This is a genomic window from Amycolatopsis sp. (genome assembly GCF_035276945.1).
GTDB lineage: Bacteria > Actinomycetota > Actinomycetes > Mycobacteriales > Pseudonocardiaceae > Amycolatopsis_E.
The window spans coordinates 105,604-128,606 of the sequence record NZ_DATELF010000045.1 but is presented as its reverse complement, the minus strand read 5'-3'; the positions used below and the strand labels follow the sequence as shown (position 1 = coordinate 128,606).

Below are 23,003 nucleotides of genomic sequence, written 5' to 3'. Positions count from 1 at the left end.
GCCTCACCTTTTCGTGCGACGTTTGTCCGAGTCTGCCCGGTTGCGCGCTCTATCGGACAGAGGATCACGAAAGACGGGGGAGAACGACCGATGCCGCACACCGCCGGCGCACTGCACCGCCTGCGACCCTACGAGCCCGATCGCGACCGGTCGGCGCTGCTGGATCCCGGCACGCCGCTCGCGCTGGACCTGCCGCCCGGGCCGCAGGCTTCGGCAAACCGGCCCGGCCCGCCGCCCGACGTGCGACAGTTGCGGGCCGTGCTCAACCTGATCCTGGAAGTCCGCGCCGGGCACCGGCCGGCGCACCAGTTGCGCACGGCGGTCCACCCGCGGCTGTATCGCCTGCTGAGCGAGGAGACCCCGACCGCGAAGGTGCGGTACACGCTGAAAACCGTGCACGGCTGCCGCGTCGCGCCGCACGCCGTCGAAGCGTGCGGCACGGCACACAGCCAGGGCCGCGCCTACGCCCTGGTCGCCCGCTTCGAGCAGACGTCACAGGGCTGGCGCTGCACTTTCTTCCACCTCATCCGCCCCCGCGCGAAACCGCGCGCCTAGCGACGCTTGCCTTTCTTCGCCTGGGCACGAGCCGCGGCGCGGCGCTCACGACGAGTGCTGCTTTGCGAGCCACCACCGTTGCCGCTCACGCCGGTCTTGCGGGACTGCACACCGCCCTGTTCGGCCGGACCCGAGTAGGTGAGCCCCTGCGGAGTCTCGCCGTCGAGGCCCTTGCCACGCAACGCGCTCGGCACCGCGTCCCGCTGCTGCGGCGGCTCGGCCGCTTGCTGGGGTGGCGTGGGCTGGGCGTGCCGGCCCGCCGCGAGCACGGCCTCCGCCGGGTCCGGCTGGGGCTGCGGCTGTGGCTGCTCGAACTGCGCGTGGAAGAGCAGCGAAACGGCCTCCTCCTTCAGCGAATCGAGCATCGCGTTGAACATGTCGAAGCCCTCGCGCTGATATTCGATCAGCGGGTCACGCTGGGCCATCGCGCGCAGCCCGATGCCCTCCTTGAGGTAGTCCATCTCGTAGAGGTGCTCGCGCCACTTGCGGTCGAGCACGAACAGCAGCACCTGCCGCTCGACCTGGCGCATGGCGCCTTCGCCGCCCGCGACGTCGACCTCGGCCTCACGCCGCTCATAGGCCTTCAGCGCGTCCTCGACCAGGGTTTCGGCCAGGAACTCCGCGCTGAGATCGTCGTCCTCCTCGATCAGGGAATCCCAGGTGACCGAGACCGGGTAGAGCTGCTTCAACGCGATCCACAGCTGCTCGTGGTCCCAGTCCTCGGCGTAGCCCTCGGAGGTGGCGCCCCGCGCGTAGGCGGTGACGACGTCGACGATCATCGACTTCATCTGCTCGCTCAGGTCCTCGCCCTCGAGCACGCGGCGGCGCTCGGCGTAGATCACCTTGCGCTGCTCGTTCATCACCTCGTCGTACTTGAGGACGTTCTTGCGCTGCTCCATGTTCTGCTGCTCGACCTGCGTCTGAGCGCTCTTGATGGCCCGGGATACCATCTTGTGCTCGATCGGCATGTCGTCGGGCAGCCGCATGGTGGTCATCACGCGCTCGACCATCACGGCGTTGAACCGCCGCATCAGCTCGTCGCCCAGGGACAGGTAGAACCGCGACTCGCCGGGGTCGCCCTGACGGCCCGAGCGGCCACGCAGCTGGTTGTCGATACGCCGGGACTCGTGCCGTTCCGTGCCCAGCACGTACAGCCCACCCGCGTCGCGGACCTCGTCGCCCTCCGCCTTCGCCTCGGCCTTGACCTCCTCGAGCACCTTCGGCCACAGGGCCTCGTACTCCTCGGAGTGCTCGACGGGGTCCAGACCACGTTCACGCAGGCGCTCGTCGGCGATGATGTCCGGGTTGCCGCCCAGCACGATGTCGGTACCGCGGCCGGCCATGTTGGTGGCCACGGTGACCGCGCCCTTCCGCCCGGCGCGGGCGACGATCAGCGCCTCCCGCTCGTGGTACTTCGCGTTCAGCACCTCGTGCGGCACGCTCAGCTTGAGCAACAGCTTCGACAGGTACTCGGACTTCTCCACGCTGGTGGTGCCGACCAGCACCGGCTGGCCCTTCTCGTGCCGTTCGGCGATGTCCTCGGCGACGGCCTCGAACTTGGCCTGCTCGGTCTTGTAGATCAGGTCCGCCTGGTCGTTGCGGACCATCGGCCGGTTGGTCGGGATCGGCACCACACCCAGCTTGTAGGTCTGGTGGAACTCGGCCGCCTCGGTCTCGGCGGTACCGGTCATGCCGGCGAGCTTGTCGTAGAGCCGGAAGTAGTTCTGCAGCGTGATCGTGGCCAGCGTCTGGTTCTCGGCCTTGATCTCGACGCCTTCCTTGGCCTCGATGGCCTGGTGCATGCCCTCGTTGTAGCGGCGGCCGTGCAGGATGCGGCCGGTGAACTCGTCGACGATGAGCACTTCGCTGTTGCGGACGATGTAGTCCTTGTCGCGCTTGAACAGCTCCTTGGCCTTGAGCGCGTTGTTGAGGTAGCCGACCAGCGGGGTGTTCGCGGCTTCGTAGAGGTTCTCGATGCCGAGCTGGTCCTCGACGAAGGACACGCCCTTCTCGGTCACGCCGACGGTCCGCTTACGCTCGTCCACCTCGTAGTGGACGTCCCGCTTCATCAGCGGCGACATCCGGGCGAACTCGACATACCAGCGCGCGGACTGCTCGGCCGGGCCAGAAATGATCAGCGGGGTTCTGGCCTCGTCGATCAGGATCGAGTCGACCTCGTCGACGATGGCGAAGTTGTGCCCGCGCTGGACACAGTCCTCCAGGGTCCACGCCATGTTGTCGCGCAGGTAGTCGAAGCCGAACTCGTTGTTCGTGCCGTAGGTGATGTCGGCCTGGTAGGCCTCACGGCGCTGGTCCGGCGGCATCTCGGAGAGGATCACGCCGACCCGCAGCCCGAGGAACCGGTGGATGCGGCCCATCCACTCGGAGTCGCGGCGAGCGAGGTAGTCGTTGGTGGTGACGACGTGGACGCCCTTGCCGGAGATACCGTTGAGGTAGGCGGCCAGCACCGAGGTCAGCGTCTTTCCTTCACCGGTCTTCATCTCGGCGACCTGGCCGAGGTGCAGCGCGGCACCACCCATCAGCTGGACGTCGAACGGGCGCTGGCCGAGCACGCGGTGCGCGGCCTCTCTCGCCACGGCGAACGCCTCCGGCAGCAGTTCGTCCAGCGACTCACCCTCGCCGTCGTCGTAGCGCCCGCGGAACTCGTCCGTTTTCGCGCGAAGCTCGGCGTCGGAAAGGTCCTTCACGTCGTCTTCGAGGGTGTTGATGTGGTCGGCTATCGTGCGTAGCCGCTTGAGGATCTTGCCCTCGCCCGCGCGCAGCAGGCGGTTGAGAACCATCCGGTCGACCTCACTAGCTGTCTGTATTCTTTGCCCACTCGTCGCCCACCGCCCCCGGCGACGGAGGCGCTACGCGTCACGGTTTCGACCCGGCGGGTTGGCCAGGCGTGAGTTGTCCGATCCCATCGTAGGGAAGGAACACCCGGACCCGCACGCACCGTGGCCAGTTGGTCTTGATCCGTCGGGAATCACCGCCTTCGTGAAACAGCGGGACGGCCCGCACGCGGAGCGCGTACGGGCCGTCCCAGGCGGAGAAACCTAGCCGAGCCTGATCACGCCGTAGTCGAAGCCCTTGCGCCGGTAGACGACGCTGGGCCGGCCGCAGTCGGCGTCGTTGAACAGGTAGAAGTCGTGTCCGACCAGCTCCATCTGGTAGAGAGCCTGGTCGACGGTGATCGGCTCGGCGGAATGGTGCTTCTCGCGCACGATCCGACCGGGGGTGTGGTCGGCGGCGTCGGAGTCCCAGCGCGGTTGCGGGAGATCGAGGTCCGCACCATTGACATCGGCGATGCTGCCGGGCTGCTCGACTTCGGGCGCCTCCAGCAACACCGTGCTCACTGTTGCCCGGCCCTCGGTGGCCGAGCCGGCGGCGACGGCCACCGAGGTCGCTTCCGCGACGGATTCCGGAACCCGGCGCCCGTAGTGCACACGCCGGCGGTCGTGCATCCTGCGCAGCCGGTTCTCCAGCTTGCTCACCGCGGCGTCGAGTGCGGCGTAGAAGTCGCCCGCGCAGGCCTCCGCACGGACCGCCGGCCCCTTGCCCTTGCCGGTGATCTCGACCCGCTGGCAGTTCTTCGCCTGACGGCGGTTGGGTTCGTGGAAGAGCTCCACGTCGTAACGGAAGACCTTCTTGTCGTAGCGCTCCAGACGGGCCAGTTTTCCGCCCACATGGGTCCGGTAGTGGTCGGGCACCTCCACGTTCCGGCCCTTGACGACGATGTCCATACACGACCTCCCTCACATTGAAGATGAGTTCGAGCTCTTCGGAAACGGCGCCGGGTGCCGGCGCCAGGTCATCGCTTGCGCACCTCCCTGCCGGCGGGAATCGCTATAGCGGTGCACGTTAGCCGGGTAACGAGCATCACAACACCCCCCGAGCCGGGGGATGTAACGAACCGGGAAACGTGACACCGTGCGTCCGGAACCCTCTTCCGACCGGACTTGCTGGGCCATTCGGGGGACGAACAAAACGTGAATTTCACCTTGACAACACCTAACGTTCCGGCGTCCAGCCGTGGCCGTGACGCTGCGGTGACGACACGCCCGCTCGAGATCAACACTCCGGTGGCCGCTTGCGCACCCCACCGGTGTCGCCCCGTCGTGTCGCGCCAGCGTCATACCCGGACAACGGGCCGGTTTTCCGTGACGTTCCCGAATCGTGACAGAGATTCGGACTCAACCCGCCGCGGTCAGCGCGAGCACGGCGGTGACCTGGCAGTTTCGGGTGGCGAGCGCGCCGGAACACGCGGCCGCCGTCGCCCCGGTGGTGACCACGTCGTCGAGCAACACGACCGGCGTGCCGGGCGGCGGCAGGCCACGGGCATCCACCGCGAGCCGGCCCGCGAGGTTCGCCGCGCGCTGCGCACGATCGAGGCCGACGGCGTCCCGCACGCCGGACCCCAACCGCAGCGCGGGCGCGACCGCGGCGGCATGTCCCGCCGCGGCGAGTTCGGCCGCGCAGACGCGGGCCAGCCGCAACAGGTGTGGACCACCACGGACCCGGGAGGCGGCCCGCCGCGACGGCACCGGCACCAGCCACCACAAGCCCGCCGGATCGGGGCGGGCCTCCGGCAGGTACGGGAGCGCGCCGGCCAGCGCCGCACCGAGACTCGCGGCGAGGTCACGGCGGCCGCGCTCCTTGTACGCGAGCACCAGCCTCCGCGCCGCCCCGCCATAGCGGGCCAGCGCGTACACCGGCGTGGTGCCCGCCGTGGGGCCGCGGGCCACCGGCGCGGGCCGCGTCAACCCCGCGAAACATTCCGGGCAGCACGCCGACCCTGCCGTGCCACACCCCGCGCAGCTCACCGGCAACACCAGATCGAGAAGGCTCACCCGGCCAGTCTGCGCGGCACCACCGACATTTCCGGCCCTGCCGCACCCAGCTGGGGTTCCCGCCCGCACCGCGACGCGAACCACTCCGAACGCTGCTCAGATCAGCCGGGGTAGAACGCGGATGCCTTGGCGGAGGTGTGTGCCTGGGGCCGCCAGACCTCGCCGACGTCGGATGCCGTCCACAGACCGTCCGCATCCGCGACCACGATCGGCCGGCCGGGCGCCGCCGTGACGGCGTGCACCGGCGGGGTCAGGTTCGAGCTGTTGAACGAGTCCATCCTCAGCCCGTCGATCGGCACCCTGACCACCGGCTGCCCGGGCATCGTGGTGGCCGCGACCAGGCTGTCCTGGCTCAGCCAGTCCACGTCCACCACCCCGGACAGCGAACCGGTCTGCAGGTTTCGCAGCCCTCGCAGCTGAACCGAGTCCTGCGCGCGGACCACGGACGCGACCAGCAGCTGCCTGTTGACCACCATCGCCGCCCTGGTGCCGTCCCTGGACAGCCGGAGCACGCTGACCGGCCCGACCGCCAGCACGTCCTCGGCGTTGACGACCTGCGTCGCCCAGCTGCCGTCGGACGAGCGCAGCACCCGGACCACCGTGTATCCGTCCTCCACCGTCCAGACCTCACCAGCGGTGCCGTCCGCGGTCGCCGTGGGACGCCAGGTCGGCCTGGACAGGTTGCTGCCGCTGAGCGGGGTGCCCCCGGGGAGCAGCACCAGCTGGGCGTCCCGGCCGAACGCGCCGATCCGCAGCCGCTGCCGGTCCCCGTCGCGGTCCACGATCGCGAGTTGCTTGCCGTCGAGCGACTGAGCCGCGCTGACCACGTCATAGGCACCACCCTGGCCGGCCTGGCCAGGGATCAGCGTGCCGTCGGCGAGCGACCGGATCCGGCCGCCGACCACCATCAGACCGAGCTGATCCGCGCTGGGCGAGGCGAGCGTCGTGTAGGACGGCAGCTCCGAGGGCACCCATTCGGCCTGCCCATCCACCAGCGGGTTCCCGTCGGAGAGCAGCCGCACGCGATTCGGGGTCACCGTCTGCAGGGACAGCACGATCTGGGCGGCGATCATCCGCCTGACCTCCGGGGCCTGGTCGGCGACCCCGGTCAGCGCCACGACCAGCGCGCCGTCCCCGGTCGCCAACACGGACCCGTCCGTGCGGGCGCCCTCGGGCAGTGCGGTCCGTACCGCACCGCTGAGCTGGTCCGATGGCCCGGAGAACAGCACCTGCAGCACGCGGTCGGCCAGCCCCGACTGCGGCACGCCCGCGACATACCGAAGGTCGGGCACGATGGTGTTCGAATCCTGCGCGAAGAAGTACACCGGCACCCGCACGTAGTTGGCGGTGAAGTCGCTGTAGGCGACCACGAGGTCGTCGGGCATGCTGGAGATCCGCCACTGGCCGTCGGACTGCTTCTGCACCGCCATCCGCCACTCGACCGGGCTCTTCCCGGCGATGAACGCGTTGTCCTTGCCGAGTGTCCCGACCCGGGACCCGCGCACGACGACCACCATCTGGTTGGGATCGTCGGTCGGCTCGTTGGCGGCGTAGACGGTGTTGAACTGGTCGTCGATGATGGTCATCGTCGTGCTGGGGTGCCAGTCCTTGGCGGTCGCCTCGGTGAGGTAGAGCCGGGCGGCGGCGTTGTTGTGCAGCGGTTCGGCGCTGGCGTGCACGAAGTCGCGGACCACCGTCAGCGCGTCGATGTCCTTTTCCGGCTGCTGGAGGTCCGGGTTGGCCGCCTGGCCCAGCTCGCCCTGGGGAACGGCCACCGGCTGGGACTCCTCCGGCACGGTGGCGCACCCGGCCACGAGCGCGAAGACGACGAGTAGGGCGGCCAGCACGCGCCCCCGGGCGGCAGACGCCCTCACCGTGCGTCCTCCTTGCGCAGTTCGAATGCCCCGATCTGGTAAGTGGTGGCCGTCCCGGTATGCGGCATGCCGTTGAGCACGACATCGGGCGGCACGAGCGGGAGCGGGCTCTCCTCGAACGGTTCGCCCTGGTGGCGCGGCAGCGTGAGCCGGAAACAGGCGCCCTGGCCCGGCGCGCCCCACGCCTCCAGCTGTCCACCGTGCAGCCGCGCGTCCTCGTGGCTGATGGCCAGCCCGAGACCGGTACCCCCGGTCCGCCGGTTACGGGAGGGGTCCGCCCGCCAGAACCGGTTGAACACCAGGTCGGCTTCGCCGGGACGGAGGCCGATGCCGTAGTCCCGCACGCTCAGCGCCACCGCGTGCTCGTCGGCGGCCAGGGTGAGCCGGACCGGCTTACCCTCGCTGTGATCGACCGCGTTGGCCAGCAGGTTGCGCAGGATGCGCTCGACGCGCCTGGCGTCGATCTCCGCGGGCGTCTCGCCCTCCGGAAGGTCCGGCTCGATCGCGATGCCGACGTTGCCCGCGATCACCCGGACCTGCTCGACCGCCCGGAGCGCGACCGGCGCCACGTCGATGTATTCGGCCGCCAGTTCCTCGACACCCGCGTCCAGCCTGCTGATCTCCAGCAGGTCGCCGAGCAGGGCCTCGAACCGGTCGAGTTCGTCGACGAGCAGTTCGGTGGAGCGGGCCAGCCCGGCCGGGAACTGCTCGCGCGAAGCGTGCAGCACGTCCGCCGCCATCCGGACGGTGGTCAGCGGCGTGCGCAGCTCGTGGGAAACGTCCGAGGTGAACCGGCGTTGCAGGGTGCCGAACTCCTCGAGCTGGCGGATCTGCCGCTGGATACTCGCCGCCATTTCGTTGTAGGACATCGCGAGCTTGGACAGGTCGTCCTCGCCCACCACCGGCAGCCGCTGGTCGAGCTCACCACCGGCGAACTTCGCGGCGGCCGCGGCGGCCTGCCGGACCGGGCGGACCACCTGGCGGGTGACCAGGTTGCTGATCCCGGCCAGCAAAACGAGCAGCACCAGGCCGCCGACCAGCAGCGTGTTCTGCACGGTCGACACCGTGCTCTGCTCGGCGGTCATCGGGAACAGCAGGTAGAGCTGGATGGGCCGGCCGGTGGTGGTCACCGGCGCGCCGACCACCAGGTAGGTCGTGCGGGCCTCCCCGCCGGCGTCCTCGACCGTGTGGAACTGCCAGGCCACGGTGTTCGCCTCGGCGAACCGCTGCAACGAGTCGGGCACCTTGAAGATCGGGCCGGCCGAGTCGGTCGTGCTGTCGCCACCCGCGGTCAGCACCGGCTCGAAGGCGCCCGCCGCCGAGGCCGCGGACCCCTTGTCCTCGGTCGAGCTGCTGGTGATCTTCTTGAGCACGCTCGCCAGGCGGTCGGGCAGCGCGTCCTGGTCGCTGATGCCCACCAGCTCGCTCTCCGCCGTGCCGACCACCTGCTGGGTCTGCGCCACGGCCGCCTGCCGCTTGGTGTCGGTGAGCCGGGTGGTGATCTGGTTCTGCAGGACCATGCCCAGCACGAACACCACCGCGGACGACAGCGCGAGCGTCGAGATGGTGACCCGGAACTGCAGCGAATGTCGCCACAGCTCACCGAAAGCGACCATCCGGCCCCGCGCGAACGCGAACACCCGGCGAGCGAGCCGTACCGGAGCCGAGGCGAACAGCTTGTCGCCGCCCGGCTTTCGCCCACTCGTGCGCGCATCGGTCGCGGGACTGTGACGTTCCGTGGACGCACCGTCCCCGGCGACCGCGCGCTCAGTGGTCATCTCGGTTGCCACCTCGCGACCTTACGACTCATTGTTCCCTGCCCGGTTACGGCGGGCCAGCCTTGTACCCGACGCCGCGCACGGTCAGCACGACCTCGGGGTGCTCCGGGTCCCGCTCGACCTTCGAGCGCAGCCGCTGCACGTGCACGTTGACCAGGCGCGTGTCGGCCGCGTGCCGGTAACCCCAGACCTGCTCCAGCAGCACCTCGCGGGTGAACACCTGACGGGGCTTGCGCGCCAGTGCGACCAGCAGGTCGAACTCCAGCGGGGTGAGCGGGATGGCCTTGCCCTCCCTGGTGACCTCGTGCCCCGGCACGTCGATGGCGAGGTCGCCGATCGTGAGCGTCTCGGCGGGCTCGGCCTCCGTCCGGCGCAGCCTGGCCCGGACCCTGGCCACCAGTTCCTTCGGCTTGAACGGCTTGACGACGTAGTCGTCCGCGCCGGACTCCAGGCCGAGCACGATGTCCACGGTGTCACTCTTGGCGGTGAGCATCACGATGGGAACGCCGGACTCCGCTCTGATCGCCTTGCAGACGTCGATACCGTTCATCCCGGGGAGCATCAGATCGAGCAGCACGAGGTCGGGTTTGAGCTCACGGAGCGCGGGCAGCGCCCGGGAGCCGTCGGGAATCACGGCGGTATCGAAGCCCTCCCCGCGCAGCACGATGGTGAGCATCTCCGCCAGCGCAGGGTCATCATCGACCACCAAGACACGTGCCTTCATGTCCACATATTCGCACTACGTGCACCATTCACGACCTCCGACCCGGCTTCGGCGCGCAGCTTAGCTCGGATGGACCAGCGACCGGAGGTATCCGCTACCCGGGCGAGGAGACCACGCCCGCCAGTTCGGCGGGATCGAAGGCCCCCGTGCCGTCGACCACCCGCCATGGACAGAGCCAAGCCTCGCCGGCCAGCTGGTCGTAGACCCGCGCGCAACGGGTCTGCAGATCGTCGTCCGATTCGAAGGCGTCCTTGACCCGGCCGGCCTCGGACCGCGCCCGGCGCTCGGCCCGTGCCGCGGCGACCTCCGGCGCCACCCGGAGAAGAAGCTGCACGTCGGGCACAGGAAGGCCGAAGCGGTCGATCTCCAGCTCCCGCACCCATCGCACGAACTCGCCGCCGGCGTCCTGGTGCAGGCGGGCCGCGCCGTAGGCCGCGTTGGACGCGACATAGCGGTCGAGCAGCACGATGTCGTGCAGTTCCAGGTCGCGGCGGATCTCCTCGACGGCCTCGCGCCGGTCGAGCGCGTAGAGCAGGGCCATGCCGTAGACGGAGTCGGCCAGGTCGCCGTGACCGCGATGCAGGGCCTCACGCACCAGGTCGGCGTGCACGCTCTTGCCGTAGCGGGGGAACGCCAGGGTCGTCACGGTGGCGCCCGCGTCGTGCAGCGCCTTGGTCAGCCCGTCCGCCAGAGTGCGCTTGCCCGCGCCGTCCAGCCCCTCGATCACCAGCAGTCGACCCACACGCCAAAGGCTATCGGTCCGGCAGCCGCGTCATCCCAGGCTGGGCGCCGTTACCGGACTTCGAGGCCGTGTGCCCTGGCCGCCTCGGCCTGACGCTGGGTTCGGGTCACCATCGTGACCTGCTTGTCGACGGCGACCCGCAGCGTCTCGGTGACGAAATCGTTCACGCTGCGCCCCTCCGCCTCGGCTCTCCCTGATGCGAGCGTGCAGCTCGTCGTCGAGTCACGTGATGCTAGGACTGGGGGGCTGACCACGGGGAGGACTGAGACAAGTTCCTCAGATCGTCAGCGTGGCGAAGCGCGGTCAGTTCGGCCAGCATGCGTGCCCGCGCGGTTGCATCGTGCGCCACACCGGACGTGCGCAGGGCGCGTTGAAGGCGGGACCGCCGGAACGGCGTGAAGCCACTCGCCAGCGCGAGCCTGGCCGCGCGGCAAGCGGCGCGGTCGCGAGTCCGGGCGATCGCGTCTCGCTCGTCGTCGCCGAGGCCCAGACGGGAAAGCACTCGCTCGCGAAGCTCCCGCCCGACGCGCGCCCAGGTGGTCACCCGCTGATGCTGCGACCGGATCTCGATCCCGAGCGCGAGGTGGAGCATGACCAGACCGAGCGCCGGACCCAGCAGCACGCGGGCCAGACCGGCCAGTGGTCCGGACAGGACCAGCGCCATGTACGCGGACAGCCCGCACAGCCCCCAGGCGACGAACCTCGGCGCACCCGGCCTGCCGTCCCGGCGGACCCCGGCGGCCATGCCGTACCCGCACGCGATCAGCGCCAGCTCCACCACGCTGAACATGACCCCGCGCTCGAGCGGGTTCGTGATGCCGAGCACCGTTCCGAAGAACTCCCAGGAGGTGTTCGCGGACACCGCCATGGTCAGGACGGACACGAGGTAAAAGCCGAGCGCGCCGTGGGTCTTGTTCGGACGCGCGTTCTCGCTGTCCTGAACAGGTTCGTCGGACACCGGCACTTGTTCCGTCGGCACACCCTCATCGGACACCGGCACGTGTTCGGTGGGTACCTGTTCGGTTTGCCGAAGGACAGCGCTTTCGCCATCGCCGTTCGAGTGCACAACCTGAGCCGCCGCGTCGCCGGTGAACTTGTCCAGTTCGGCCAGCAGTTCTCCGGCCAGGGTGGGAAAGTCGCCGGACAGGCCCCGCTCCCGCTTCCACTTGGTGACTTCCGTGGACACGCCCGGCCGCTCTTTCTTCGGGTTCTTGACCACGCCGTAGCGCGTGAGCCAGGCCAGCACGTCGGCTGTCTTCGGGTTCTCCGGCAGGTGATCGCAGGCGTACCGGATCTTGTCCTTCTTCGTCCTCAGTCGGCTCAAGCCGGCTACGTGCGCCGGCTCGAGTTCTTCGTCGACTCGCTCACCCGCGGTTCGCGTCACCCCTTGCCCCTTCCTGGTGCTCGGCCAACGACGGCACCCGTGCAGCATGGCAGCGCCTCGCCCACCTCAGGCGTGATGTTGGTCGAGGATAGGCGGGTGTCGCGGCTCCGGCCTCGGTGATGCCGGTCACCCAAAATCTCTCACCCCAGGTGCGGCCTGCTGGCCAGCAATTGTCCGGGGATTGTTTGAACGCCTGGCTGGACAACCACGGCCGTGGCTTGATCGACGGCGCCGGTGTCCGGAACTCGTCCGGTGAGCTGTCCGGCCGCAAGTCAGCCCTCGAAAGGAAGTCGATGAGAGCGATCGCGGACCTCAAACCGGGCCGGCTCGGTAAGGAAACCGGTCACCACCGCCGGGTCACCAAGCCGGCCATGCCGGCCAAGCCCCAGCCGTGTCCACCGCCGCTCACCGCCAAGCGGCAGATGTGCCCGTTGAACCTCACGTACCGCGGAGGAATCGCGTGAACACATGAAATCGAGGCGATCCGCGGCTGGCTCTGGGCTTGCCGGCCACGGCGGCCTCGGTGGGCCTGCTGTGGATCTGTCCGAACGTGATCAGCGCCGCATCGGCCTCTGCCGCGGTCACCCACGGCCCGATTCCGGCGCCGAAACCCGGCGTGCGGACAGCGGCGAGCGTCGGCTCGCCCAAGACGAAACCTCCTGTGACAACGAAGTAGCCCACCGTGACGCACCTGGTCGCGACGCAACCAGATTGTCCGCCCAAGAAGAAAAAGCCGAAGAAACCGGCTCAATCCGCACCGCCGAAGCAGGTTCGTCCGGAGCGGACCCCGGTACCGGTAGGCCGGTCCAGCCGGGCCATCCTTCGGTACCGGCCGAGCCGGCGAAGCCCGCGCCGGCTCCAAAACCGGCTCCGGTCAAACCGACCAAGCCCGCACCGACCCCAAAACCGGCACCGGTCAAACCGGCTCCCGTCAAAACCGGTCAAGAACACCGGAAACGACGTCGAGTACAGCGGGTCAGCGGGTCCCTCCATCGAGAAGTCGGCGGCGGTGGGGAGATCGGCGGCTACACCAAGAACGGCCAGAAACACCTCGTCGTTTCCGGAGAGGCCGGGGTGACTACGGCGAAAGCTTCGACATCACCCACAACAAGCCCTCGACCGGGCTCTACGTGCGGGGACAGGCCAAAGCCTCGTTGGGTGGCGGCGGGCTGGAGTTCAAGGTGACGGGCGGCCCGGGTGACTGGGCCACCAAGGCCGGCGTCTCCGGCAAGATACTGGGCCTCAATATTGTCAACGACTCCATGACCTTGGCTGACAAGAACGGTTTCCTGCACGACGGCAAGTGGGACTGGGCCTGTCGAAGGTCTCCGCGAAGGACTGGACCAAGGCCCTGCAAGGTGGCTTCAAACCCAAGTTTCCGAAAGGCGTGGGCCAAGGAATCGAAGTCAAGACCGGACTGACCGGCCTGACCAGCACTGTGGACCTTTCCGTACCGTCCTGGGTCTCCGTGCCCTCCTGCTGATCGAGGGCGAACGCCGCCCGCGTCCGGCCCCTCTGGCCTGCTTTGTCCGGGAGTTGTCCGGGGATTGTCCGGACACCTGGCCGGACAACGCCGGCAGTGGCTTGATCAGGGGGCGGCCGGGCGGCAGGCGAGTGGGGTGCCTGGCGCCGGGCCGCGGTCAACGAGTCCGATCACCCGACCTCTGGGGGAGCCGCTGCGATGAACACCCTGGTGTCGCCACGTCCGAACCTGGGCACCACGCGTGGACTGTGGCGCGCGGTCCGGCGCCTGCTGACCGGCCGCGCCCGGCTGGCGGTGCTCGGCGTGCTGCTGGTGTGCGCAGCCGCCGGGGTCCTGGCCACCGCCCTGACCAGCTCGGACACCCAGGCCGTCCCCGCCACCCCAGCCGTGCCGGCACCCGCACCGGTTGTCACCGCCCCCGCACCGACCACGCCACCAGCCCCGGCCACCGCCGCATCCACCATCACCCTGCACCGCGGCGACACACTGTGGGCGCTGGCCCGCCACCACCACACCACGGTCGCCGACCTGCAGTCACTCAACAAGCTCGGCAACTCCACCCTCATCCGCGCCGGCGCCACACTGCAGGTCCCCACCACTACACCGGCCACCCAGCCGACCCCGGCCCGCGGCCACCAGACCACCCCCGCCGGCCACCAGATCACCCCCACCGCGACACCGGCCCATCCCGGCAAACAGGTCACGCCCAAACCGGGCGAACCGGCCGTGCGGCAAATCGTGGCCACGATCTTCGGCTCCGAATACGGCTGCGCCGCCAACGTCATCGCCCGCGAATCCGGCTGGAACATCCACGCCACCAACCCCCACAGCGGCGCCTACGGCCTCGCCCAGGCACTGCCCGGATCGAAAATGGCCCGCTCCGGCCCGAACTGGCGCACCGACGCCACCACTCAACTGGCGTGGATGCGCGATTACGTCACTTCCCGCTACGGCGGAGCCTGCAAAGCGTGGACCTACTGGCAAGCCCACCACTGGTACTGACCCGCATGTCTCGCTGACGGAAGGAACACGATGCATCCCGATCACCCGCTGCTGATCGTTCTCGCAGCAGCGCTCACCCTCGCCGGCGGATGGTGTTTACAAGGCGCGGCCCGGAACGCGGAGCCAGCCGTCTCCCCGGCAGGTGATCCACGACTTGGCCCGAAACGTCGAACCGCGGCGGGACTGGCCACGGCCGTCCTGATCGCGGCACTCGCACTGACGGTGTCTCCCCTGGCCACCCCCAGCGCGTCGGCGAGCGTCTGCCTCGGCAACACCGCGAGCACCGGCGGGACAGGCGTCAAGCTGCTCGGAAACTGCAACCCCTCCGTGCCCAAGTCACTGAACCTCAGCCCGACCCCGGCTCTCAAGCCCGCTCCCAAGACCTTCGACGACACCAAGCTGAACCTGCACGGCGTCACAGGCTCCGGCAAGCTGGCCCCGCTGCCCCAGAAAGCCGGCGCGGTGAAACGAGATCAAACGTCGAACGCCAAGTGCAGTGACCTTGCGAGCTGCTTCAAGCCACAGATCACGGTCAAACCGAAAGACACCACGGTCACCAAAGACCTCAAACCCTACGTCCCCCCAGCCAAACCCAAAGACACCACGGTCACCAAAGACCTCAAACCGTACATCCCCCCAGCCAAACCCAAAGACACCACGGTCACCAACACCAACAAGTGCTTGAGCAACCCGGCCGGCTGCGACAAGCCGCAGATCACGGTCAAGCCGAAAGACGCCAGGACCGACAAGTGCGAAAGCGGCCTGATGGTGTCCGGATGTCCGGCAGCGCCTCAGGACTGCCAGCTCACGGCCGAGCAGCAGCAGGAGCAGGCACGGCAGGCAGCCAACGACCTGCAGGCCACCGAGGAGCTCTTCCAGCAACTATTGCTGAAAAATTTGCTCGACCAGGCCGGCCAGAAGGCAGCGGGAGCGCTTTCGCTGGACAAGCAGCACCTCACCGCCCAGGGCATCGCCGACTTCATCAAGAACGCGGCGATCGACCCCGGCGACGCGGCCATGGCCGCCGCCCAGGCCGCGCAGCAACTCGACGAACACCACGGTGGCCAGGGAACCTGGTCGACCTGCGCCGAGGGCCAGGACCCTGGCTTCCAGGGCTCGAAGGGCTACCACGCGTCACGGTCGTCGTCGGATCCGAAAAGCGCCGGCGCCAGTGACAACGCCAAGCCGAAGGACGAGTACGACCGTATCGGTGCCCAGTACGGTCTGAGCGCGGACGAGATCGACCAGCTGCGCGAAAGCAACATCGACCCCAAGGTGCTTCGGAACCTACTGCGCACCGACGCGAAGACGATCACCGTACTGATCGAAAAAGTCGGCGCCGAGAACCTGGCCGACAAGGTCACCGTTTACACCTCGCTCACCAGGGCCGGTGTGTCCCAGGCGGATGCGGTGGCCTCGATCAAGATGGCGAACGAAAACGGATTTCTTTCCGATCTGGCCGAACTGACCGGTGGCGGAAAGCTCGAGAATCCCGAAGAGCTGAGGAGCTTCCTGAACAAGATCGTTCGTGAGCTGAACCAGGCGAAGCCGGACTATGGCCTGCTCCGGCAACTCCAGGTGGCCGCCGATCTGGCCGGGAAAGGACACGAGGTCGCGCTGGAGAACGGGCAGGGCGACGTGGTCGACCGCACCGCCAAGAAGGTATACCAGGTCAAGGTGGTGACCGGTAAAACGCCCGACAGCGGTGGCCTTGACCCGGTGCGGGGACACATCAAAAGCGCTGCCGACCAACTCGGCGGCAGCGGCGGCGAAAAAGTACCCGTCGACGAGAACGGCAATCCCTACACCAGAGTGGCCTCGATCTACATCGAGGGCTCGGACAACCAGATGACGGACATGACCAAAACCCAACTGGCAAGAGCACTGCGCGCGAACGAGGTGACATCCGACCTGCTCGCGAATGTGGACGAGTTGGAAATCCACAACTCGCGCGGCGACTATGTCTTCACGGACTTCTCGCAGTTCGTCCCGAAGAAGAAGCCCACCGGCTTCTGACTCCGCATGGCACGGGACTCGCCACCCGCCGTGGCGTGTCCCGTGCCGTGCCGTGCCGGAGCATCGCTGTTTCATGCGCGACCCTCCGCCGAGGTCATCCAGGTCACCAGCAGCCGCCGCACCCGTATCCGTGCCCGTCCCTGCTTCCGGAAAGCGCTGCCCCTGGCAGCGCTTTCCGGGCCAACCCGGGTCAGTAGCGGTAGTGGTCGGCTTTGAAGGGGCCTTCGGGGTCGACGTCGATGTATTCGGCCTGTTCCTTGGTGAGCTTGGTGAGTTCGCCGCCCAGCGCCTGCAGGTGGATGCGGGCGACCTTCTCGTCGAGTTTCTTGGGCAGCCGGTAGACCTCGCGGTCGTACTCCTCGTGCTTGGTGAACAGCTCGATCTGCGCGATCATCTGGTTGGAGAAGCTGTTCGACATCACAAAGCTGGGATGCCCGGTCGCGTTGCCCAGGTTGAGCAACCGCCCCTCCGACAGCACGATAATGCTGTGCCCGTCGGGGAAGGTCCACTCGTCCACCTGCGGCTTGATGTTCACCCTGCGGACACCGGGGTAGCGGGCCAGCCCGGCCATGTCGATCTCGTTGTCGAAATGCCCGATATTGCCCACGATCGTCTGGTGCTTCATCCGCGCCATGTGCTCCACCAACACCACGTCCTTGTTCCCCGTGGTGGTGATCACGATGTCCGCCTCACCCAGCGCCGACTCCAGCGTCTTGACCTGGAAGCCATCCATCGCCGCCTGCAACGCGCAAATCGGGTCGATCTCCGTGATGATCACCCGCGCGCCCTGCCCCGACAACGACTCCGCCGCACCCTTGCCCACATCCCCGTAGCCACACACCACGACGACCTTCCCGCCGATCAACACATCCGTGCCCCGGTTGATGCCATCGATCAGCGAATGCCGGATCCCATAGCGGTTGTCGAACTTCGACTTGGTCACCGCGTCGTTCACATTGATCGCCGGGAACAGCAACTTCCCCGCCGCCGCCAACTGATACAACCGCAACACGCCGGTGGTGGTCTCCTCCGTCACCCCGCGGACGCCCTCCCCGATCCGGGTCCACTTCCCCGCATCCGCCTCGAGGGACTCCCCCAACAACCCGAGGAAGACCTTCCACTCCTCCGGGTCGTCGTCCTCCGGCGAAGGCACCACCCCCGCCTTCTCGTACTGCCTACCCCGATGCACCAGCATCGTCGCGTCCCCGCCATCGTCGAGGATCATGTTCGGACCCTCACCGTCCCAGGTCAGCGCCCGTTCCGTGCACCACCAGTACTCCTGAAGCGACTCGCCCTTCCAGGCGAACACCGGCACCCCCTTCGGCTGCTCCACGCTGCCGTGCGGGCCCACCACGACGGCCGCGGCCGCGTGATCCTGGGTGGAGAAGATGTTGCACGACGCCCAGCGCACCTCCGCGCCCAACGCCACCAACGTCTCGATCAACACCGCCGTCTGCACCGTCATGTGCAACGACCCCGACACCCGCGCCCCCCGCAACGGGAACACCTCCGCATACTCCCGCCGCAACGCCATCAACCCCGGCATCTCATGCTCCGCCAGCCGGATCTCCTTACGACCGAAATCGGCCAACTCCAGATCCGCCACCGCGAACTCCACACCCCTACGGGTGTCGTGGCGCTTGGCAACGCTTTCGGGGGTCATCGGGCATTTCCTCCAAGGATCGGCGACACCTGAACAGTACCGTTGTTCGTTGCCAGCGTTACACCTGAGAAGGAGACGCCCGTGCCCATACCCGGCCCTGAGACCCGGATCGTCGAGCTCCGCGTGCCCGGTCTGAGCGGCGCCAGCGGTGAATCGCTGCTCGACGCCGTGAGCACGGTCGAGGTGGCCGGAGACGGGCTCGGCCAGGTGGTCCGCCCGTCCGACCGGCTGCGCCGCCCCGCGCCCGGACCGGTGCTGCACGCCCTCGGCCGCCCCGTCCCGCGTACCCTGGAGGGCTACCTGTGGGGCGGGATGACCTCGGGTGGCGCGGCGAAGGCGGCATGGGCGCTGCTGTTCCCGTTCTCGCTGGCCAACGTGGCGCACTGGATGCTGCCGCCGGTGCCCGAAGGCAGCCGGGCCGCCGCGGCGCTGGGCGGGATCTGCCGCGGGCTGCTGCGGGTCGCCGGGCTGTTGCTGACGATGCTGCTGGTCAGCCAGCTCGCGGTGATCGCGCTCGACCTGTTCGCCGTCCAGTGCCTGGCGCCCGCGAGCCGCTGCCTGACCGCGGTGCCCAGGACGCCGCGTGAAGTGCTGCCGTTGCGCATGATCGCCGGGCTGCTTCCGCTGGTCGCCGTGATCTTCATGCTGTACCGGCTGTCCGGGACCAACTGGCAGGCGACCGCGAAGGACGTGCCGCCACGTAAGGCGGGCCTGCCGGGCGACGCGCTACGCGGCACCGGTTCCTCGGCGCTGAGGTGCCTGCACGCCGTGGCGGCGCTGGCGTCGGTCGCCCTGCTGGCACTGGGCGGGCCGATCCGCCCGCCCGCTCGCCTGCCCGAACTCGTCGTGTGGATCTGCGCGCTGGCCCTCGTGGTCGCCGCGCTGCTGACCAGCGCCGTCGGCGTGGGCGAGCTGCCGAGGCCCTTGCGGCGCGGTGTACTCGTGTTCGCCGCGTTCCTGACGGCCGTGGTCGCGCTTTTCCCGCCGCGAGCCGGTTCGGACGTGATGGTGGAGACGGCAGGGGCCGCGTTGCTCGCGGTGTGCGTACTGTTCGCGCTGCTGCTCGTACCGGCGGCGCTGCTGGCCCGCCGGACCTGGCGCGGCCTGCCGAAACGGCTGCGGCCATGGGTGGGCGGCTGGGCGGCCGCGCCGGTGCTCGCGCTGGCCGTGCTGCTGGGGGGCGGGTTCGGCGCCGGACTGGCCATCGGCGCACGCCGGTCTTTCGGGGCGGGCGCCCTCCGCCTGCCCGCCAGCTACCAGCCGATCACCATGCTCTGGGGCGCCGGGCTGGTGCTGACCGGACTCGCCGCGTTACTCGGATTCGCGATCGCGGTGCCGATGCGGCGGCGGATCCGTGGCGTGCCGGAAGCCGTGCGGCTGCTGCAGGACAACCCCGCCGAGGCACGGCTCGCCGCCCGCGCCTGGGCCCGTTCGGCGTGGGAACGGCGGCATCTGCACCACCTGGCGCTGGCCGTGGTGCTGGGCATGTCCGCCTGCGCGGCCGCACTGCTGGTGGCCCGGTTCGGGTTCCACACACTGCCCGGTTGGCTGGACCCGCTCTCCGACATCGGGCTGTTCACCCTCGGCGCGATGGCCGTAGGGCTGCTGCGGGTGGTCTACACCGCGGCGAAGAAACCGGGACGGAACCGGCATCTCGGCGCGCTCGCCGACCTGGTCTGCTTCTGGCCGCGGGCCGCCCACCCCACGGTTCCGCCGTGCTACGCGCTCAAGGTCGTGCCAGAACTCGTGGCCAGGGCGAAGGAACACCTCGCCGAGCCGAACACCCGCGTCGTGCTGGCCGGGCAGCACCTGGGCAGCCTGCTCACGCTGGTGGCCGCCGCGCGGCTGACGCACAGCCCGGACGTCGACCGTGCGCGGGTGGGCCTGCTCACCGCCGGTTCCCCGGTGCAGTGGGGCTACCTGCGCGCTTTCCCGGCCGTGCTGCCGCACCAGTCACTGACCTCGCTGTTCGGGGCGCTGGAAGGCCGCTGGCGAGGGCTCGCGCGGGGCACCGACATCTTCGGCGGCGCGGTGACCACCTGGCGCCAGCAGGTGGTGGACGGCAAGCTGATCGGCGAAGGCTTCCGGGCCAACGGCACGGCGGGCCCGCTGCCCGCCGCCGGGCCGGGACCGACCGGCGCGCTGGTGCTCGGTGGCGACCACTGGCTGCCCGATCCGATCCGCGGCGCGGCCGGCATGCGACGGTGGGCGGCCGGTGTGCTCGGGCACGCCGACTACGAGGTCGACCCGGAATGGGATCGCGCGGTGGCGATGGCGGCCGGCCTGGAGTGGCCGGACAGCCCCGTCGGGGCGCCTACGGACCAGTTCCCGCTGTTCCCCGACATCCCGCGCTTCAACATCAACTTTTGACTTCGACGGTTTCGGCGGTTCGCCGGCCCAGCAGCGAGTGGCGGCGGCCGTAGGCGAAGTAGATCACCACGCCGACCACCATCCACGCGGCGAACCGTAGCCAGGTGAGCACCGTCAGGTTCAGCATCAGCCACAGGCACGCCAGGATCGCCAGCACCGGGACGACCGGCACACCGGGCACGCGGAACGCGCGTGGCAGTTCCGGATGGGTCCGCCGGAGCACCAGCACGCCTCCGGAGACCAGCACGAACGCGAACAGCGTGCCGACGTTGACCATCTCTTCCAGCTTGTCCGCCGGGAAGAAGGCCGCCGCGACGGCGACCAGCACGCCGACCAGCACGGTGGCCCTGGCCGGGGTGCCGTGGCCGCCGGTGCGGGCCAGCGGCCGGGGCAGCAGGCCGTCCCGGGACATCGCGAACAGCACTCGGACCTGGCCCAGCATCAACACCATCACCACGGTGGTGAGCCCGGCGAGCGCGCCGACCGAGATCACGTTCGCCGCCCAGTCGGCTCCGTTCACGGAGAACGCGGTGGCCAGGGTCTTGTGGCTGCCGTCGCCGGCCGAGGTGGCCAGGTCCGTGTACGGCACCATGCCGACGACCACCAGCGACACCGCCACGTACAGCACGGTCACGATCGCCAGCGAGCCGATGATGCCGCGCGGCACGGACTTCTTCGGTTCGCGGGTCTCCTCGGCCGTGGTCGCCACGATGTCGAACCCGATGAAGGCGAAGAACACGAGCGAAGCCCCGGCCAGCAGGCCGAACCCGCCGAACGTGCTGGTGGCGCCACCGGCGATCAACGAGAACAGGGACTGGTTGATGCCGCTTTCCCCGGAGCCCGAGCCCGCGGCCGGCGGGACGAACGGGTGGTAGTTGGCGGCCTTGACGTAGAACAGGCCGAGCACGATGACGAACAGCACGATCGCCACCTTGATCGCGGTGATCACCATGGACACCCGGGACGACAGCTTGGTGCCCACCGCCAGCACGGTGGCCAGCACGATCACCAGCAACAGCGATCCCCAGTCCACGGTCAGCCCGCCCAGCGAAAACGTGGTCTTGGCGCCTTCACCGAAGGCGTAGCCCAGCACCGTCTGCAGGTATACCGACCAGCCCTTGGCCACGGCGGCCGCGCCGACCGCCAGTTCCAGTACCAGGTCCCAGCCGATGATCCAGGCGGCAAGCTCGCCGAAAGTCGCGTAGGAGAACGTGTAAGCGCTTCCCGCGACCGGCACGGTGGACGCGAATTCGGCGTAGCAGAGCGCGGCGAGGCCACACGCCACCGCAGCGAGCACGAACGCCAGCGAGACCGAAGGCCCGGCATAGTCGCCCGCGGTGCGCGCGGTCAGGGTGAAGATCCCGGCCCCGATCACCACCGCCACCCCGAACACCGTCAGGTCCCAGGTGGACAGGTTGCGTCGCAACCTGGTCCCCGGCTCGTCGGTGTCCCTGATCGACTGTTCGACCGACTTCGTGCGCCACAAACCCGTGCCCGGCATGCTCTCCTCCCGATCCTCGCCACACGCTCGGTAGATCACCGTAACCCGCGCGGACCGGATCGGGCGAACCAAGCACTTGAAACCGTGTTCAAAACCGGCGGAGCCACCCGCACCGCGGCGCAAACCACTTCCGGAACGAACTAGGAGATCAGCTGCCGGTCGAGGTCCGGCTCGAGGTAGATGAGCTTCGCGGCCGGCACCTTGGCGCGGACGCGGGCCTCGGCCTCGTCGATCGCGCGGGCGACCTTTTCGACGCTCAGGTTCGGCTTGAGCGCGAGCTTGGCGGCCACCAGCAACTCGTCGGGGCCGAGGTACATGGTGCGGATGTGGATCACCCGGTCGACCTGGCCGTTGACGAGTTCGCCGACGATGCCGCGCAGTTCCGTCTCGGTCGCTCCCTCGCCGATGAGCAGACTCTTCATCTCCACGATCAGGATGATCGCGATGACACCGAGCAGGATGCCGATCGCGAGCGTGCCGATGCCGTCCCACACCGTGTCACCGGTGAGCACCGAAAGCCCGACCCCGGCCAGCGCGAACACGAGACCGCACAGCGCCCCGGTGTCCTCCAGCAACACCACCGGCAGCTCCGGGGTGCGCGACTGGCGGATGAATCCCCACCACGACGCCGACCCCTTGATCTTGCGGGACTCCTTGACCGCGGTCACGAAGCTGTAGGTCTCCAGCGCGATCGCGGCCACCAGGATGAGCACGGCGACCAGCGGCGAGGTCAGCGGCTCGGGGTGCTCGATCTTGTGGATGCCCTCGTACACCGCGAACGCCGAACCGAGTGTGAACAGCAACAGCGCCACGACGAACGAGTAGAAGTAGCGCTCCCGGCCGTACCCGAACGGATGCTCGGCGGTGGCCTTGCGCCGCGACTGTTTCTGGCCGAGCAACAGCAGGCCCTGGTTGGAGGTGTCCGCCACGGAGTGCACCGATTCGGCGAGCATCGACGACGAGCCGGTGAACAGGAATCCCACGAACTTGGCCAGCGCGATGCCGGCGTTGGCGCCGAGCGCCGCGAGAATCGCCTTGGTTCCGCCGCCTGCCGACAC

Annotated in this window: 16 protein-coding genes; 5 read left to right on the top strand and 11 right to left on the bottom strand. The window is 68.9% G+C overall.

Going from position 1 to position 23,003, the window contains the following annotated elements:
• Positions 1–90 precede the first annotated feature (90 nt).
• Positions 91–555 carry an Rv3235 family protein gene (locus tag VJT49_RS06520; protein ID WP_324163783.1) on the top strand — a complete coding sequence of 155 codons (465 nt, stop codon included), beginning with the start codon at positions 91–93 and terminating at the stop codon, positions 553–555.
• On the opposite strand, the gene secA is transcribed toward VJT49_RS06520, so the two are convergent.
• The 8 genes from secA to VJT49_RS06480 all read right to left on the bottom strand — a co-directional run bounded on the left by secA (position 552) and on the right by VJT49_RS06480 (position 11,910).
• Complete coding sequence (gene secA / locus VJT49_RS06515; protein ID WP_324163782.1) at positions 552–3,356, bottom strand: preprotein translocase subunit SecA; 2,805 nt, start codon at positions 3,354–3,356, stop codon at positions 552–554. The genes VJT49_RS06520 and secA overlap by 4 nt on opposite strands.
• 258 nt (positions 3,357–3,614) lie before the next feature.
• Positions 3,615–4,301, bottom strand: a complete 687-nt coding sequence (hpf, locus tag VJT49_RS06510; RefSeq protein WP_324163781.1) for a ribosome hibernation-promoting factor, HPF/YfiA family — start codon at positions 4,299–4,301, stop codon at positions 3,615–3,617.
• 450 nt (positions 4,302–4,751) lie between these two features.
• Positions 4,752–5,408, bottom strand: a complete 657-nt coding sequence (locus tag VJT49_RS06505; protein ID WP_324163780.1) for a ComF family protein — start codon at positions 5,406–5,408, stop codon at positions 4,752–4,754.
• Positions 5,409–5,509: 101 nt separating this feature from the next.
• Positions 5,510–7,282: an LpqB family beta-propeller domain-containing protein gene (locus VJT49_RS06500; protein WP_324163779.1), complete on the bottom strand. Its 1,773-nt coding sequence runs from the start codon at positions 7,280–7,282 to the stop codon at positions 5,510–5,512.
• Entirely contained in the window at positions 7,279–8,898 is a 1,620-nt protein-coding gene (mtrB, locus tag VJT49_RS06495; RefSeq protein ID WP_324163851.1) for an MtrAB system histidine kinase MtrB, read from the bottom strand. Before mtrB ends, VJT49_RS06500 begins: the two co-directional genes overlap by 4 nt.
• Before the next feature lie 208 nt (positions 8,899–9,106).
• A complete protein-coding gene (mtrA, locus tag VJT49_RS06490) occupies positions 9,107–9,784 on the bottom strand; it encodes an MtrAB system response regulator MtrA (protein WP_324163778.1) in 678 nt (225 codons plus the stop codon).
• A gap of 94 nt (positions 9,785–9,878) precedes the next feature.
• Positions 9,879–10,526, bottom strand: coding sequence for a dTMP kinase (locus tag VJT49_RS06485; RefSeq protein ID WP_324163777.1), 648 nt, complete (start codon positions 10,524–10,526; stop codon positions 9,879–9,881).
• A gap of 232 nt (positions 10,527–10,758) precedes the next feature.
• Positions 10,759–11,910 (bottom strand): hypothetical protein, encoded by a 1,152-nt coding sequence (locus VJT49_RS06480; protein ID WP_324163776.1) that lies wholly within the window; start codon positions 11,908–11,910, stop codon positions 10,759–10,761.
• A 185-nt stretch (positions 11,911–12,095) separates the two neighbouring features.
• On the opposite strand from VJT49_RS06480, the gene VJT49_RS06475 reads away from it, so the two are divergent.
• From VJT49_RS06475 to VJT49_RS06465, 3 genes are all read left to right on the top strand, one after another.
• Positions 12,096–12,374, top strand: a complete 279-nt coding sequence (locus tag VJT49_RS06475; protein ID WP_324163775.1) for a hypothetical protein — start codon at positions 12,096–12,098, stop codon at positions 12,372–12,374.
• Between the two features lie 1,217 nt (positions 12,375–13,591).
• Positions 13,592–14,395, top strand: coding sequence for a LysM peptidoglycan-binding domain-containing protein (locus VJT49_RS06470; RefSeq protein ID WP_324163774.1), 804 nt, complete (start codon positions 13,592–13,594; stop codon positions 14,393–14,395).
• A 30-nt stretch (positions 14,396–14,425) separates the two neighbouring features.
• Complete coding sequence (locus tag VJT49_RS06465; protein WP_324163773.1) at positions 14,426–16,411, top strand: hypothetical protein; 1,986 nt, start codon at positions 14,426–14,428, stop codon at positions 16,409–16,411.
• A 190-nt stretch (positions 16,412–16,601) separates the two neighbouring features.
• On the opposite strand, the gene ahcY is transcribed toward VJT49_RS06465, so the two are convergent.
• Positions 16,602–18,074, bottom strand: coding sequence for an adenosylhomocysteinase (ahcY, locus tag VJT49_RS06460; protein ID WP_324163771.1), 1,473 nt, complete (start codon positions 18,072–18,074; stop codon positions 16,602–16,604).
• Between the two features lie 87 nt (positions 18,075–18,161).
• Between ahcY and VJT49_RS06455 the strand changes: the two genes are divergently transcribed.
• Entirely contained in the window at positions 18,162–20,444 is a 2,283-nt protein-coding gene (locus VJT49_RS06455) for a hypothetical protein (protein ID WP_324163850.1), read from the top strand.
• Here the strand turns inward: VJT49_RS06455 and VJT49_RS06450 are convergent.
• Both VJT49_RS06450 and VJT49_RS06445 read right to left on the bottom strand, forming a co-directional pair.
• A complete protein-coding gene (locus VJT49_RS06450) occupies positions 20,434–21,945 on the bottom strand; it encodes an amino acid permease (protein ID WP_324163770.1) in 1,512 nt (503 codons plus the stop codon). The genes VJT49_RS06455 and VJT49_RS06450 overlap by 11 nt on opposite strands.
• A 140-nt stretch (positions 21,946–22,085) precedes the next feature.
• A complete protein-coding gene (locus tag VJT49_RS06445) occupies positions 22,086–23,003 on the bottom strand; it encodes a cation diffusion facilitator family transporter (protein WP_324163769.1) in 918 nt (305 codons plus the stop codon).

Excerpts from the sequence above, each read along its gene's own strand:
- VJT49_RS06520 (WP_324163783.1), top strand. The coding sequence starts at position 91 with ATGCCGCACACCGCCGGCGCACTGCACCGCCTGCGACCCTACGAGCCC.
- secA (WP_324163782.1), bottom strand. The coding sequence starts at position 3,356 with ATGGTTCTCAACCGCCTGCTGCGCGCGGGCGAGGGCAAGATCCTCAAG.
- hpf (WP_324163781.1), bottom strand. The coding sequence starts at position 4,301 with ATGGACATCGTCGTCAAGGGCCGGAACGTGGAGGTGCCCGACCACTAC.
- mtrB (WP_324163851.1), bottom strand. The coding sequence starts at position 8,898 with ATGGTCGCTTTCGGTGAGCTGTGGCGACATTCGCTGCAGTTCCGGGTC.
- mtrA (WP_324163778.1), bottom strand. The coding sequence starts at position 9,784 with ATGAAGGCACGTGTCTTGGTGGTCGATGATGACCCTGCGCTGGCGGAG.
- VJT49_RS06470 (WP_324163774.1), top strand. The coding sequence starts at position 13,592 with ATGAACACCCTGGTGTCGCCACGTCCGAACCTGGGCACCACGCGTGGA.
- VJT49_RS06465 (WP_324163773.1), top strand. The coding sequence starts at position 14,426 with ATGCATCCCGATCACCCGCTGCTGATCGTTCTCGCAGCAGCGCTCACC.
- ahcY (WP_324163771.1), bottom strand. The coding sequence starts at position 18,074 with ATGACCCCCGAAAGCGTTGCCAAGCGCCACGACACCCGTAGGGGTGTG.
- VJT49_RS06450 (WP_324163770.1), bottom strand. The coding sequence starts at position 21,945 with ATGCCGGGCACGGGTTTGTGGCGCACGAAGTCGGTCGAACAGTCGATC.